This is a genomic window from Sodalis-like endosymbiont of Proechinophthirus fluctus, from assembly GCF_001602625.1.
Taxonomy (GTDB): Bacteria; Pseudomonadota; Gammaproteobacteria; order Enterobacterales; family Enterobacteriaceae.
The window spans coordinates 40,213-53,989 of record NZ_LECR01000086.1 but is presented as its reverse complement, the minus strand read 5'-3'; the positions used below and the strand labels follow the sequence as shown (position 1 = coordinate 53,989).

The window sequence follows — 13,777 nt, the reverse complement described above, 5'->3', positions numbered from 1 at the left end:
GTAACGGCGAAGCGCTCCAGCAACAGTTCGTCGTCGAGCATCAGCGCGGCAGAACAGGCTTCGGTCGCGGTATCAAGAGCTAAAATGCGGGTAGACATGCCAAACCTCAGTCGGAAATAATAAGAACTGTAACGGGTAACGGGCGCTTATCATAACACACCTATTTCTACAAGGGATACGGCGCTCAGTCGCCGGTCAGAAAGGCGATTGTACGCTCTAGCGATCGCGTGCAGCGCGTCGGCGGAATACTTTGTAGAAAATTTTGCCATGGGGGTTGGGGTGGAGGTGAAACCATCCGATGATCGCAAATGATAAGTACACCACGGTCATCGCTGTCGTGTATAAGCCTGCCTACCCCTGCTTCAGGGCGATAACTGCCTCGGGGATCTGCACGTCGGCAAACGGATCGCCGCCGCGCAACTGGCAATCCTCAATGCGCGCCTTCAGCAGCGCCAAGCGGCTGAGCGCCAATTTTGCCACGTCATGATATAACTCCAGCGCATCATTCAGCAGCACCAAGCGCGCTGTACCATCGGCTGTATCAGAGCGTCGCGTAGATTATACTGAGAAGCCCCGGTTTACCCAACGTCAGGCGAAAATCCTGGACGCGAAACGAGAGCTGGTCAGCGCTCTTTAGCAACTGCGCCATGTCGAGGATATCGGTGCAGTAAGTCAAAGTCATATCGCGTGCCAGATCCAGTATGCAGCGGCTAGTAAGCTGCTGGCCGAAATATTGGCCGCGATATCTGGCAGTTGATGCGCTTCGTCAAAAACCATCATGTCGCAGCGGGGATACAAGTTCGCCGAAACCGCTTTCTTTCACCATCATATCCGCCAGGATAAAGATGATGGCTGACCACCACATCAGCATCCATAGCCCAGCTGCGCGCTTTAACCACAAGGCACTCTTTATACTCAGGACAATTGCTGCCGAGATAGTTATCGTTAATGCTGGTCACCAGCGGACAGATAGGGCTACCTTCTGTGATACCGCCACATCGGCGATATCCCCCTCATCCTCGGTTTACGATGCCCAGGCGGTGCACCCATGACTCAGCGCGTCGAGCCTCTCCGGCGGCAGTGCACCCCCCTGCCGCCGCGTGCTGCGCTATGCGTTCCAGGCACAGATAATAGTTGGCGCGCCCTTTCAATAAGTCCAGTTGTCCGCGTTAGGACAGGGCCTGCGCGATACGTGGCAGATCCCGGAAGTAGAGTTTATCCTGTAACTTCTTACAGATCAAATTGTTATAGGAGAAAATGGCCGGAATAAGATAAGAGCAGGTCTTGTCGGTGCAGTACTTACCCACCATCAGAGGTTGTTACCAGAGGTTGTTGCGCGCTGATGGCGTCGCGAATAGCATCTGCCATCAGGCGCTGGGATTCCCGCGGCTTGAAACCGCTCAGGGCTTTCGCCAGCAAACTCTGGGGCGTAAAATCGTCTGTCACACTATCTCCCACGCAAACGTTTTTCGCTACTGCTGCCGGGTGCGCTGGGCTTTCCGTGACGGTATGGTATATGGTATTCTGCTGCTTTCACTAACCACTGAAAGGAAATACAATAACCCTCCAGCGTATTAATGCTGGCGCCCGTATGTCAAGACGCGGTGATTCATCATCAGACTCTCTACTTACTACACCAGCGCGGCGGCTGATGCCGTGCTTGACGCAGACATCACTGGCTAGACTGTCAGTGCGCTCACTGCTATCAATGCCATTCTGGCGCGCTGCAACACCGATAAGCGCCACCTGCTAGATGCGACTATTTTCCTGCCTAACGCTAACGCTGCAAATTTCGCCGCGATGAATGCGGCATGAGATAACTGGGTAAGAAGCCGGCAGCGCGGCGGTACGCTATACAGTTCAGGCGAACCTGATTAATCCGCGCTACAAATTTAAAATCAAAATTATCAATGGGCTGCATTTAAGGAAGGGCAGGCCACCCTGCTCCCAGTCGTCACCTTTGGTTGCTATCGTAAGGATCTGCCTCTGGGAAGGCCCGCTGGGGCTTCATGGTCCTCGGTTTCCTCCTCATCCTCCCAGAAAAGGGTGACCCTTTCACTGGTGTAGCCGGCGCGCAGTTCGCACGCCACCAGCGCAATGGATTTGCCGCTATCCATCCCCTTGGTCATTAACGCCTTAATACGCTCGATGGCCTGTTTCTGCTATTCGTGGATTAACGCTAACGCAGGCATATCTTTTAACATCGGTTTCTCTCGGTGACGTCAATAGTCGGTCATCTCATGACGCTGCCGGTTACGTTATGGCGAGGATGTATGCTAAGATCACGCCATAATACCACTATAAAAATATCACCGCAAACACGAACAGGTTTCCGTTGCCGCGTAATTTGGGAACAGGTGCTTATCTATGCAGCCACAATTGACAGCATTGCCTTACTGGCCCGATGCCGTGCTAGACTACTTTACCCCACTGGCCGGCCAACCCTGGGCAATGCTGCTGCATTCCGGCAACAGCAATCATCCTGACAGCCGTTACGATATTTTGGTGGCTACGCCCGTGGTAACGCTGGTGACTCGTGACGGCGTCACCGAGATCCGCCGGGGGGGTGAGCGAGAAATCCGCTACGATGACCCATTTGCTCTGGTTCAGCAGCAGTTGGCGGGAGGGGGCATGTCGGCCCTGCCAATCGCGTCATTACCGTTCCTCGGAGGGGCACTCGGCTATTTTGGCTACGATCTCGCCCGTGGCATCGAAACCCTGCCTGAGCTGGCACAACAGGACGTGCCACTGCCAGAAATGGCGGTGGGCATTTATCACTGGGCGTTGATAGCCGACCACCATCTCCATACAGTGACCCTGGTGAGCTACGAGGATCCAGCGCCCTTGATTACTAAATTGACCGCTGCACAGCTGCCTACATCGACGTCGTTTCATCTACTTGGCCCTTGGCGCGCCAATATGACGCGGACTGAATATGGCGAAAAATTCCGCCAGGTCCAGCAGCATTTGCTGGCGGGAGACTGCTATCAAGTCTGTTTAGCACAGCGCTTTAGCGCCCCTTACAACGGAGATGAATGGCCGGCTTTTCGCCATTTGCTGGCCTATAACCGTGCGCCGTTTTCGGCCTTTATCCGCCTGAGGGACCAAGCGGTGATGAGCTTATCACCGGAACGTTTTCTTCGCGTGCGCGCCGGCGAAATCCAGGCCCGCCCTATTAAAGGTACGTTGCCACGGCTGGCAGACGCCGATGCCGATCGACAGCAGGCCGCGCGGCTGGCCGCTTCTGCCAAAGATAAAGCGGAAAATTTGATGATAGTGGACCTGATGCGTAACGATATCGGCCGCGTGACGCAACCCGGCAGCGTGCGCGTACCCTCGTTGTTTGCTATAGAGACCTTTACGGCAGTGCATCACATGGTCAGCACCATCACCGCTACCCTGGCGGCCGATCGCACTCCTTGCGACCTGCTGCGCTCCTGCTTCCCAGGCGGCTCTATTACCGGCGCGCCAAAAGTGCGGGCAATGGAAATAATCGAAAAGCTCGAACCGCAGCGTCGCAGCGCATGGTGCGGAAGCATCGGCTATGTTAGCTATTGTGGCGCTATGGATACCAATATTGCCATACGCACCCTCCTGGTGGCGAACCAGCATATTCACTGCTCCGTCGGCGGCGGTCTTGTCGCCGACAGCAACGAAGAAGCGGAATACCAAGAAACTCTCGCGAAAGCTGCCTCGCTACTGCCGCTGCTGGAGCATTTGCATACCTGACGCCGTCATTAAGCGACCCGCTGTGGCTAGCGGAGTTTATTACCCGTTTTCAACTGCTGCTAATGGAGACACGCTACGTTACCTATCATCGCCGGCGGGCGGCAGTGCTGATTCCAATTATTTGCCATTCCACGCCGACGCTGCTGCTCACCAGCCGCGCTGCGTCCTTGTACAATCACACCGGTTAGGTCGCATTTCCTAGGGCAACACAGATGCGGCTGACACTTCCACGATCACCATCGTGCCGCGTGATGAGTAAAAAGGTTGCCATCGATCCCCATCAGACCAGGTGTTAGGACAATTGCCGCCGGTTGCCGCCGGTGGATAACAGCAGCGGTTTTCAGGTCACCCCGATCATGGGTCTGCTGGCGCCAAGGAAAGGCCGAAGTGGCGGAAATTTTTGAAATACTGCTGACCGAGGTGAGGTATTGTCGCTAGCGAGCTATATATACCCCGCTGGAAAGCAGCGAGCGCAAACCTGGCGAGTATACTTCTCCTGGTACCGGAACATATGGTTTGGGGTATAAACGCTCAAATCCTCCATCGTCTCGGCCAATATATCCGTCCGCTCATCGAATAACTGGATCCAGCTCCCATTAACAGCACAAAGTTCTTTTTATTTCCATTTATCTGGCTAAAATACACGATAAGTGACATTAAGCAGAAAATAATAATATATTGTTTTATTGGCATTTAATTTCAATACTACACTTAAAAATACCGCTTGATAGATAGTCGGCGTATCAGAGGTAAGTGACGCGCTTCATCGTCAACGCCGTTGATATTAGTTTATTTCATGCGAGAATACGCTCGCGTATCCAGTTTAACTATTACAATCAGGTAAATACTACCTGCCTGTTGCCTTATAAATATTTTATAGGAGAGCAAATGTGATTAGCGTTTTTGATATGTTCAAAATTAGTATCGGTCCGTCTATTCCCATACGGTGGGTCCGACGAAAGCCGGTAAACAACTTGTGGATGATTTGGTCAAAAAATATCTGCTGACCTTAAGTCACGTGGGGATCGCCTTCGATTTTTACGGTTTGCTCTGACTGGGAAGGGGCACTACGCCGATCAAGTGATCATCCTTTAGCTAGCCAGCAACAGCCAGGATACGGTAGCCATAGACACCACGCCGGCGATTTTGCGCGACGTCACCCAGCGCCAGCGGCTAATGTTGGCTGGCACTCTCCATAGAGTAAATATTGCGCGAGGAGCATGATATTTCATCACACTAGCCTGAAGCAGAACGAAAACAGGCTACGCATCTATGCGTTCGCGGGCAGATTCGCTGCGTTTACAGCCAAACCTGCTATTCTTTTGGCAGCAACTTTAATCGTCGATGAAGCCTAGTTTGGCCAAGTGGTGATCAACGAAATCAGCGTTCCTTTCAGTTTCAACAGTGTCCCAGCAATTATTAGGACACTGTTGAAATACTGCCCTGTCGGTATCTCGTTTGGTGTTGTGCAATACGCTCCGCGCTGCACGGGCGGCGCAGAATAGACGGCTATTTTGTGTCCCTGTCTGTCAGACCATGCGGCGCCTGTATCGATTGCAGCATGAACACCGAGAGCGTGCTGCTAGGGCCGCTATAGGTGCCGTGCCGCGCTGCCGTGCTCAAGAGGATATTGATTTCCGGGGATAAATATTTCATCGAGCCGGTCTTTGTCGATATTCTAGCTGCAGTATTTCCTCTCGCCAGTGGCGCAATTAGTATTTTGTACAAGATGAATGCCTTCATTTCAGGTGCTGAAGTCGGCTGTCAGGGCGAGCGGACGTCGCCTGCTCTATGGTGGCGGCCACCCTGACAGAACTTGATGGGAGGCAGTCCAGAATGGGTATGTATCTCGGCGGAAATCGGTATGGAACACAACTTGGGACTGACCCGCGATCCGGTGGGAGGCCAGGTGCTGATGCTATGCATCAAGCGTAACGCGATCGCTGTTATGAAAGCGCAATGTCTCGCGCATGGCGCTACGTAGTACTAGCGTGCCTCGGGGTCCCCTTCTATAAGGTTATTGAACCCATGTATGAAACCGGCAAGGATATAAATACTGCGGAACCTCGCGTGGCGGCCTGGCTATTAATGTGCAATGCGACTAAGCGAAGATGCACCGCAGCCGTGACGTGCTCCAGCCGCTATTCGGCTGAAATGTCGTGGGCGACAACCCGGAGGTAGTGCCGGTGTAGTGCAATGGATCATCGAAGAACGTCGCGGCTCAGATTCCACTTGGGCTCGGAGCCAAAAAAATCCGTCGGCGCTACCTTCCATATCGTGGACCTCTATTTCCGGCATCTCATCCTCGTCGGGAAACTTGCCTGTAACAACTTCCAGCACATCCAAGGAAGTCACCAGTCCCTGAACCACGCCGAACTCATTGGACACTATCAGCATACCTTTCGCCCGGCGGAAACTCCTCCATCAGCTTCAATACATCCAGGGTTTCCGGCACGACAATCGCCGGGTTGGCAGCGGCGTAGGCTTTTAACCATTATCCACCGCCACCATCAAATCATTTTCGTGCAAGATATCGATAAGTTGATCCAGCTTGCCGTTACAGACCGGGAATATATTGTGCGACGTTTCCATCAATGTCGCGGTCGCGCGTAGCGCCTCTTACCGGTTGCTAGCAGTCTAAGTCCAACCAGGTTATCGCATTCATTGCGCGGACGTCATCACACTGCTCAGGGTAGGGTGCGCAAAGTCAACAACAACACGACGGTGATCATATGGTGCTCTTCACCGACGAAATGCGCCTGCATAAACGCCTGGGCAAAATCATCCTCGCAGGTTTCGCGGTGCGCCCTATCTCTCATCAACTACATAATCGCTTCCGGGGTACGCTTGCGCATCGGCTTAGCAGACTAGTTTTTAATAAAATCATGGCGCACTATCTGGTTGAACCTCTCAATGAAGGTCGAGAAACCAATGGCAGTATACACAGGTAGCCTTTCGGAATATGAAAACCGAAGCCTTCGGCAATCAAACTTGAGACCTATCTCAGCAAGAAACTGAGATACAGCACCACTATGGTTTGATGACGCTTAACGAAGATGGTCAGAGAACGAGACTCCAGCAGCATAATCGCTATAGCAATCACCACAGCGGTTATTATGACGGGCAGATTATTAACCATATCCCACCGCCGTGATGAACAACACATCCAGGGAAAATACCACGTCGAGAATAATGATTTGTACCATCACCTCCCAGAAGCTGGCGTACCGCGGTCGGCGATGCTGTAGTACTCTTTATTTTCTTAAATTTCGTGCAAATCCGTAGTTTCCTTGAAAAAAAAGAACCCAAAGCAGAAAAAGAAGATCGCAACCGGAAAAGGAAAAGGAAAAGGAAAAGTCTCCTAGAGTAAACAGCGGGCGCGTCAGATTGGCAATCTATAAAATCAGCGACGCAACAACTCCAAGGCGCATAATCAGCTCCAATGACAGACCTACTACCCGTGCGAGATCCCGCTTTTTGGGCTGTCTATTTGTCCACCATAGTCGCAATAAAAGACCACATTATCGGTGCCGAGACTACTCTCCAATACGATCAGGTCAATAATCCATCCATAATTGAATGGTCCATTAAAAATTCCATCACAGGCTCCGTAATGTATTCAGGTTGTCTTGATTACAGGGTTAAACCGCATCTTTGTTGGCAACCGCGCAGGGGCAAGCTGCCAAGGGGCACACTTTCTTTGGGAGCGGGGATTAAAAATGACTAGAAGAGAACTCAAAGCGATGTGCCAGTGTGAGAGGACACAACTATGACTTTGCAAGCGGACAAAAAATGATAAAACAGTTTCAGTAGTAGTCCATCAAGGGCTGTTTGCTACTTTTATAATTTGAACATCCCACTGTATCAGTGAATCACCTCTCGGCACAAAACTTTTCAATTCAAGATGTTTGTTTATTCTCAGCTACACTATTTTTTGCGCTTATAACGATTCCGTTATCCTAGAGTAACTGGCACGCCTTCACAATTTTTTATTTTTTACACATACTGAAAACGGTAGAAATGATTTTAGGCGCACAAGACAACGTCGCCTAGATCGATTTCGTCCCCAGTGAAAACGCTAAAAAATTGATTTAGAAATATACTATCCGTCTGGCGGATTTTGACACCACAGCAGGCGTATTATTTCTGGTTGATATCTGAGAATGGTAGCCTATTTAATACTACCAACCTGATTGTCATAGACAATGAAAATTATGAAATCATGTCAGCGTAAATATCCCCATGCTAGCCGTAACATTTATTACCAGAGATGATAATCCAGCCTTTCAAGAACTGGTCAGCATCGCGGTGAAAATCGGGTACATAGGCGTAAAAGTGCTAAAAACCCCGGAAGAGAAACAGACCCCTAGCGTCGCCGGCTAGCCGCCGCCCACACCAGTAGTGAAATCTACGCCAGTGGCGGCCCGGCTAAGATGGCCACATGAGAATTGGTCTGGCGCGTATAGACGATCGTCTGATCCACGGCCAGGTAGCCCGCCAGGTAGCCCACCCGCTGGACGAAGGAAACTAACGTTAAACACATTATCGTGATCAGCGACGAAGTGGTCGCAGATACGGTGTGCAAAATGCTGCTCATCCAGGTAGAGCCTCTATGGGGTTACTCATGTGGTTGACGTGGCAAAAGCTATCCACGTTTATGACAATCAAAAATATGCCAATGACCGCGTCATGCTGTTATTTACCAGACCCACCGACGTCATACGCCTGGTTGAGGGCAGCGTCACGATTACCACGGTCAATATCGGTGGTATATAGCCTTCCTCTAGGGCAAAAACCAGGTGAACAATGATTGTTATCGCACTGATATTTGCTATCTTTGATAAGTTTATTGTGGATTACGCGCTGCGCGGAAAGACCCATCTACGGGTGTCTCTGCGCTGACATGGCCGCATGGACGGCCTAATTTTATCGTCCTACTGCTAATACTATTGTACAAAAACATCACAACTGGCAGCATGGTTTTGTCACCTCCACCCTGATTTTAATTCTAGGATTAATAGTAGTTTATTTGGCTTATATTCGTCGTCTACGTGTGCTGTTTAAACCATAATGTTTTATGGCAATACATTTATCAGTTATTATTTTTATTAAGAAATAAATTTATTGGAAGATAGTTATCTAGTTATTGACTTGGAAAAATGACGTTTACTGATCCATATCAATAAATTTGACAATCTACAGAATATTTAAAAATTTTCTCATTTTATTACAATGAGTTGTATTAACAATATAGATTATTAATCGCAATAAAAAATACCTTATTCTTTATTTCCTATAGTATGTCGCCAGAGAAATCTCGTCATCATCCTTATGCTGAGAAAAATTAGCCAATAGCAAATCTTAAGGTATTTAACATGTTATTTTATAGTTTTCATTATGGGGAATTATTATGTTATGGTTGCTCAGTCATTAGGTAGTATCGCTATTCTAGCGAAAATTCCTGTGTCAACATACTCGTTCCTTTTTTGAACGTAGTACGGGCGGCGTTCATCGGCTAGCAAGCCTATAGACATGCGGATCTGTCGATAAAGCTAGGGGATAGAAAAGTATGGATATGGGCGCTCAACCCAAGCCGAGGCTTAGTAGTGAATATTTCCGCCACACTAATTCTTACCTTTAGTATGTCTATGGACACCTTTTCGGCCGGCCTCCGTCGGCAAAGAAAGGCACCGTGCTGAGAGAAGCGCTGCGCACCAGACTAATTTTGGGTAATAGAATAGAAGCTGTTATCTCGCTTATCATCTGGGGATTGAGTCTGCTGGCCAGTTAGTATATTGTGCGCTGGGACTACTAGGTAGTATTTATCCTGCTGGCGTTTCTAGGCAGCCAGGATGGTGCTGGCGGGCTGTAGAGTGCAGGCGGTCATAATCGGTGAGCACAGCTTGGGCATGCTAGTAGCCACTACCATCGCTACTAGTCTTGATGCGCTGGCCATCGGCGTGGCTGACGATGTTTCAGGTCAATATTGTATTGTTCACATCGAGCTGCTAATCGCTCTTGCCACTTTTCTAATATCGACCATTGGTATGCTGCTGGGGCGCTTTATGGGGCCTTGTCTGGGCAATAAAGCGGAAATTATTAGCAACTTCATCTTATTGGCATCCGCTGCAACATCTTTCTATAGGTAAATAATAAAGGCATGCTCGCCAATAAAATCCGTNGAGGTCGAACTGTGTCGTCACAGCCAGCCGTTCGAGCATATCAATGGGTTAGTGCCGATCTTGTGCTGGTCAAGACGCAGCGGATAGCACAGCGGTCTTTCCCCCAAGCGGGGGAAAACCCGCGACGGTTTCTTCCTTTAGTCCGTGCAGCTGCACGTCAAATGAGCGCTTTGAGCTAATAGAAATGGAATAGGCTAGGCGTCACCGTCATCAGCACACTCCCTGGCGTAGAGTGCGCCACAGCTCGGCGGGGAATTGCTCGGCTCATAAATGCGCATGTTGCCGTCGAGCAACGCAACGGCGAAGGGCAGACGCTGGCCAGACGCGACGCAAAAGAGAACTCGGGCGTAGGAGTTTAGCGGCGCTTCGCACCGCATTGTTTGCGATATCCATCCCGTACACCTCCACTACCTCTAGCCGCCGCGGTAGCCGCTGGCGCTTGAGCAAGGCCTGCGCTATACCGGTTTTCGCTACAACAGTAAGCAGCGGGATCCCACCCATCCGACCATCAGCGGGCACAAACAGCATAGCGGAATTATCATTCCATCAAGACGGTGTCGTGGCGTGAAGCGCAAGCGGAGAGGCCGGGACATTTGGCGCAGATCAAAGTACGGCGTCGGTAGCAGTAAATATCAAGGCCACGGGAAATCATTAACGGATGCGGCAGGAAAAGGTCGCTAAGCGAAAATAATCTTGCCATCATAAGGTCCTTTGCTGCCTAAAAGCCAAACCCCCGCAGGCGCGAAGACAGCGGGGGACCTTAGATATTATCCGTCAGTCAAATTACTAACCGTTGCTGCAGCAACCTGTATTACAGGGTAGTTACATTAACTGCTGAAGGACCTTTCTGGCCATCCTGGATTTCGAACTCGACACTCTGGCCTTCTGCCAGAGTTTTGAAACCGTTACCCTGAATAGCGGAGAAGTGGACGAACACATCTTTGCTGCCATCGGCCGGTGTGATGAAACCAAAACCTTTTGACTCGTTGAACCACTTCACTTGACCTTTGATCTTTGCCATCTTGCATATTTCCTTTGGAGTGTTTAAATCGCCTTTTTGGCGATACAGAGACAAACTGGAGCCGTTACTGCTTGAGGCATTCAGATAAGGATCGTCAGAGAGGCGGTATGCAACGAAATCGTCTACACGCAAAACTTCTTTACTGAAAATGCCACCCATATACAGAACTGTACTTCATTTTACCCAACTGCGTTATCACATACTCTGTAAACAATGGCAAGCCATTTTTAATCAGGGCCGGATATGTTGCACACAATCAAGACACTGGGATGCTGACCTCGCATAAATATGGTGCGGGAGACCTTCATTTTCTACGGGGTTATAGCGCTGCAGTTTGCCGCTATCGGATAAAGATAACATTAGCGTAAACCACTGCCGACGTCCAATGCATTATTTAATAATAACTGTTCATTCATTAATGATAAGAAATCAAGGGGTATAGTTCACAATTTTAACCCTTACCTTATAACCTCTTTTTCTAACATAGTGAAAGATTGTGTGAAACCTTTATAACGCACCAGGGGGCGGGGGCCATGTCGCGGTGGTGTTTCTTCCTTTTTTAGGCGGTAGCAGCTTAATGCCCCGCAGTTGGCAGAGATCGGCCAATGCCTGTGGCCATTTAACGAGGCCGCGCTGTCTTATTGGCTTGCACTAGAATGGTTCATGGTGGAAAGTTACATGAGAGCCCCACTGAGACGGTGCATTTTTATCAGGAACTTCATCGGCCCCAGGGATCTCGATTCATTAGAGTTTTCGAGTTGGCGGATGAATCCCTGGACGAGCCGCTGCTCGATTTACTGTGCACCACCCCAGCGAGAGGTAGGCGTCAATTATCGCTTTTACCGCGTTAAAAATAGGCGGTAAGAATTACACTTTGAAAAATGATTTTGCCTTTATCCTGGGGGGATAGCAGCACTGAAAGTAACGGTGCCGATGGCCTGCTGTTTTTATGTGGGTTGAGGGGAGTGGTCGGAGCTTGAGGCCTGTTGGCTGATTGATTTGATGGAGTAGTATTTTGCAGGCCTGGCGTCCCTGTGAACCTAGCAGAAGCGGTTTTGCGCCGGGGTTCCCCTCTTCGCCGCCGGCGTAAACCAGCGCGTCGGCCAGGGTACGAAAGTTTTAACGGACATCTTGGTCACCCCTTAATGCTAATTTAGTTGCAGAGAGCGCCCTCCCGAAGATAATTAAACAAAGTAGTGTAAGAAATATTCTCAGCATTACTGGCAGATTTCCTTTTTCGTTTGTCGTATTGCTTTAATATTCATTGTATAAGGAGAGCTGTTGGACACCAACCCAGCCGTACCAATAAACTCCGGTTGCGGTTCCAGAGTACATGCTCCAGTGACGTACCGGGCAAGTGCATTGCGAATTCCGGCGTAGTGACCGCATCCCACCAGTCGCATTCAGCCACATGCTTGACCCTGTGTCGGCATAACTAGGCCGCCTATACCCAAGAGTGCCGCGACCCGTAACGCGGGAAAACGTTTAACAGACGCTGCAGCGTGCCGTGCCGTGCCGTGGTCAAGATGACCATAATAATTATGGGAGTACAGCACCCAATCAATATTGGGCAATTCGGCGACGGTCTCCGCCAAGAACGATTTGCGCACCTGGCCGGCAAACGGCAGTAGCGAGGCGCTCTTGCCAAGTGCCGGATCGCACAGGATACGTTGCTAGTCCGTAGCAACAGGTAGGCATGATCAAGCCACCGTAATACGGCGTCTTCATGGCCGCTGAAATCCGCTTGCCATCACTAACGGATAATAGCCTCGATAAGCCCTAGCCGGGCGGCGGCCGGGTAGCCACCCTACCTTTTGAGCTCCTCCCGGCAGCGTTTCAGCTCCTCAGGATCGCGCAGGGAGAATATCGTGATTGGTAAAACTAGTAGGTGTATGGTGAAACTTGATGGGATCATATCATCTATTTGGCTTGCTCATAGTTTTTAGCACTCTCCCTGTCAAGGGCGGGCAACACAAAGAGACGAAACCGCCGTTCACAAGCCAGCGGGGCTCAGGTTCAGTGAGTCGGGGAATTAACGTTCAGCGATAAAATCTTTAAACATAATGGATTCGTCGGAAATGAGTGGTGAGGCTGAGTTCGGCGATTCTCCCCGATTGAGTCTCACCAACAGTTCGGTCTGCTATTTCTGTTGCTCGAGAAGTTCGATTAGCAAAGCAATCTGCTCGTTCGCTTTGACACTAGTGCGGTTCAGGAAAACTCAGAAGACAACCAGCACGATAACAAATACCGCGACGGACACCACGGCAATTGCGATATTCAGGCTGTTAACTCCCAACTCATTCATAAACTGACTTTTGCCCCTGCCACTCATTAAACTAATGGCTATTTTATATCACTCCGGGGCCGACTTAGTACACCGATGACAAAATCTTCCTATTAATAGACGTTACCAAGGCATCCATTTAGTCACCAGACACATGCCGCTGAAAAAATCCCCTCCCTGATCGCAAAAGCTATTCAGCGCCGACAGCCAAAGAGCAAAACAGAGCAGCAGAATCACGACCAATTTAACATTTGTGCCTATTTTTAAAACCCTATTCCTAAAATGCATAATTAAATAGTGTTATTCTATTAAAATTAAATGAGAGATGAATAAAAATAAATGATAAAGTTATATGTCTCCTCCTAGGAGGGAGGCTAGAAGACGCGGCCATGAAATGGTTTTCAGTAGGAGATAGCTTTTAATAGCGTGCAGCGGGATGGGGGATGGGATGGGTGCCAAAATCAATGTTTTTTAGCTGCGTGGACATTTTTAGCACACCTCCCACCGGCGAGATTATATGGGTAACGTTTAGAATCCGTTTTATGACCAACTGGCAAGCGA

16 protein-coding genes and 7 pseudogenes are annotated in these 13,777 nt (G+C 49.7%); 6 read left to right on the top strand and 17 right to left on the bottom strand.

Translation table 11 applies throughout. The features are described 5' to 3' along the window. From BG74_RS18200 to BG74_RS19915, 6 genes and pseudogenes are all read right to left on the bottom strand, one after another. Positions 1-98 (bottom strand): annotated as a pseudogene (locus BG74_RS18200) (tRNA (adenosine(37)-N6)-threonylcarbamoyltransferase complex dimerization subunit type 1 TsaB); the annotation flags it as partial. 86 nt (positions 99-184) lie between these two features. Further along, a pseudogene (locus BG74_RS20940) lies at positions 185-450 on the bottom strand (helicase C-terminal domain-containing protein); the annotation flags it as partial. A 91-nt stretch (positions 451-541) separates the two neighbouring features. After that, positions 542-676 carry a hypothetical protein gene (locus BG74_RS20935; RefSeq protein WP_439895719.1) on the bottom strand — a complete coding sequence of 45 codons (135 nt, stop codon included), beginning with the start codon at positions 674-676 and terminating at the stop codon, positions 542-544. A gap of 90 nt (positions 677-766) precedes the next feature. Then, positions 767-901 (bottom strand): hypothetical protein, encoded by a 135-nt coding sequence (locus BG74_RS20930; protein ID WP_439895718.1) that lies wholly within the window; start codon positions 899-901, stop codon positions 767-769. Between the two features lie 398 nt (positions 902-1,299). Continuing rightward, positions 1,300-1,446, bottom strand: coding sequence for a hypothetical protein (locus tag BG74_RS20925; RefSeq protein WP_439895717.1), 147 nt, complete (start codon positions 1,444-1,446; stop codon positions 1,300-1,302). A gap of 521 nt (positions 1,447-1,967) precedes the next feature. Further along, positions 1,968-2,150: a YoaH family protein gene (locus BG74_RS19915; protein ID WP_439895720.1), complete on the bottom strand. Its 183-nt coding sequence runs from the start codon at positions 2,148-2,150 to the stop codon at positions 1,968-1,970. A 217-nt stretch (positions 2,151-2,367) separates the two neighbouring features. Between BG74_RS19915 and pabB the strand changes: the two genes are divergently transcribed. Continuing rightward, entirely contained in the window at positions 2,368-3,729 is a 1,362-nt protein-coding gene (gene pabB, locus BG74_RS08485) for an aminodeoxychorismate synthase component 1 (protein ID WP_066597821.1), read from the top strand. Between the two features lie 62 nt (positions 3,730-3,791). Further along, a complete protein-coding gene (locus BG74_RS19100; protein ID WP_256364256.1) occupies positions 3,792-3,917 on the top strand; it encodes a hypothetical protein in 126 nt (41 codons plus the stop codon). A gap of 903 nt (positions 3,918-4,820) precedes the next feature. On the opposite strand, the gene BG74_RS20920 is transcribed toward BG74_RS19100, so the two are convergent. Continuing rightward, positions 4,821-4,961, bottom strand: a complete 141-nt coding sequence (locus BG74_RS20920) for a hypothetical protein (protein ID WP_439895716.1) — start codon at positions 4,959-4,961, stop codon at positions 4,821-4,823. Positions 4,962-5,209: 248 nt separating this feature from the next. Between BG74_RS20920 and BG74_RS20915 the strand changes: the two are divergent. Next, a pseudogene (locus tag BG74_RS20915) lies at positions 5,210-5,834 on the top strand (L-serine ammonia-lyase, iron-sulfur-dependent, subunit alpha); the annotation flags it as partial. On the opposite strand, the gene BG74_RS08480 reads toward BG74_RS20915, so the two are convergent. From BG74_RS08480 to BG74_RS20910, 3 genes and pseudogenes are all read right to left on the bottom strand, one after another. After that, positions 5,815-6,126 carry a hypothetical protein gene (locus BG74_RS08480; RefSeq protein ID WP_066597820.1) on the bottom strand — a complete coding sequence of 104 codons (312 nt, stop codon included), beginning with the start codon at positions 6,124-6,126 and terminating at the stop codon, positions 5,815-5,817. The pseudogene BG74_RS20915 and the gene BG74_RS08480 sit on opposite strands and share 20 nt — an antisense overlap. Before the next feature lie 290 nt (positions 6,127-6,416). After that, positions 6,417-6,551, bottom strand: coding sequence for a hypothetical protein (locus tag BG74_RS19095; protein ID WP_256364255.1), 135 nt, complete (start codon positions 6,549-6,551; stop codon positions 6,417-6,419). A gap of 48 nt (positions 6,552-6,599) precedes the next feature. After that, positions 6,600-7,329: pseudogene (locus tag BG74_RS20910) on the bottom strand (TerC family protein); the annotation flags it as partial. A 420-nt stretch (positions 7,330-7,749) separates the two neighbouring features. On the opposite strand from BG74_RS20910, the pseudogene BG74_RS11645 reads away from it, so the two are divergent. The 3 genes and pseudogenes from BG74_RS11645 to BG74_RS19910 form a co-directional block, all read left to right on the top strand. Next, positions 7,750-8,502 (top strand): annotated as a pseudogene (locus tag BG74_RS11645) (PTS sugar transporter subunit IIB); the annotation flags it as partial. 33 nt (positions 8,503-8,535) lie between these two features. Continuing rightward, a complete protein-coding gene (locus BG74_RS18185) occupies positions 8,536-8,631 on the top strand; it encodes a DUF986 family protein (protein WP_244267465.1) in 96 nt (31 codons plus the stop codon). Positions 8,632-9,602: 971 nt separating this feature from the next. Next, positions 9,603-9,878: a manganese efflux pump gene (locus BG74_RS19910; RefSeq protein WP_369678549.1), complete on the top strand. Its 276-nt coding sequence runs from the start codon at positions 9,603-9,605 to the stop codon at positions 9,876-9,878. Between the two features lie 297 nt (positions 9,879-10,175). Here BG74_RS19910 and BG74_RS08455 read toward each other — a convergent pair whose 3' ends face one another. The 7 genes and pseudogenes from BG74_RS08455 to BG74_RS11635 form a co-directional block, all read right to left on the bottom strand. Continuing rightward, positions 10,176-10,439: a hypothetical protein gene (locus BG74_RS08455; protein WP_066597817.1), complete on the bottom strand. Its 264-nt coding sequence runs from the start codon at positions 10,437-10,439 to the stop codon at positions 10,176-10,178. A 283-nt stretch (positions 10,440-10,722) separates the two neighbouring features. Then, positions 10,723-10,932 carry a transcription antiterminator/RNA stability regulator CspE gene (gene cspE, locus BG74_RS18180; protein WP_066597825.1) on the bottom strand — a complete coding sequence of 70 codons (210 nt, stop codon included), beginning with the start codon at positions 10,930-10,932 and terminating at the stop codon, positions 10,723-10,725. Between the two features lie 57 nt (positions 10,933-10,989). Then, positions 10,990-11,091 (bottom strand): annotated as a pseudogene (locus BG74_RS19085) (DUF2627 domain-containing protein); the annotation flags it as partial. Positions 11,092-12,335: 1,244 nt separating this feature from the next. Further along, a complete protein-coding gene (locus tag BG74_RS14265; protein WP_187202819.1) occupies positions 12,336-12,542 on the bottom strand; it encodes an MBL fold metallo-hydrolase in 207 nt (68 codons plus the stop codon). A gap of 530 nt (positions 12,543-13,072) precedes the next feature. After that, positions 13,073-13,144 carry a YebO family protein gene (locus BG74_RS14260; protein ID WP_187202824.1) on the bottom strand — a complete coding sequence of 24 codons (72 nt, stop codon included), beginning with the start codon at positions 13,142-13,144 and terminating at the stop codon, positions 13,073-13,075. 195 nt (positions 13,145-13,339) lie between these two features. Next, positions 13,340-13,504 (bottom strand): PhoP/PhoQ regulatory lipoprotein MgrB, encoded by a 165-nt coding sequence (gene mgrB / locus BG74_RS11640; protein ID WP_073961151.1) that lies wholly within the window; start codon positions 13,502-13,504, stop codon positions 13,340-13,342. Positions 13,505-13,661: 157 nt separating this feature from the next. Continuing rightward, positions 13,662-13,777 (bottom strand): annotated as a pseudogene (locus tag BG74_RS11635) (DUF2766 family protein); the annotation flags it as partial.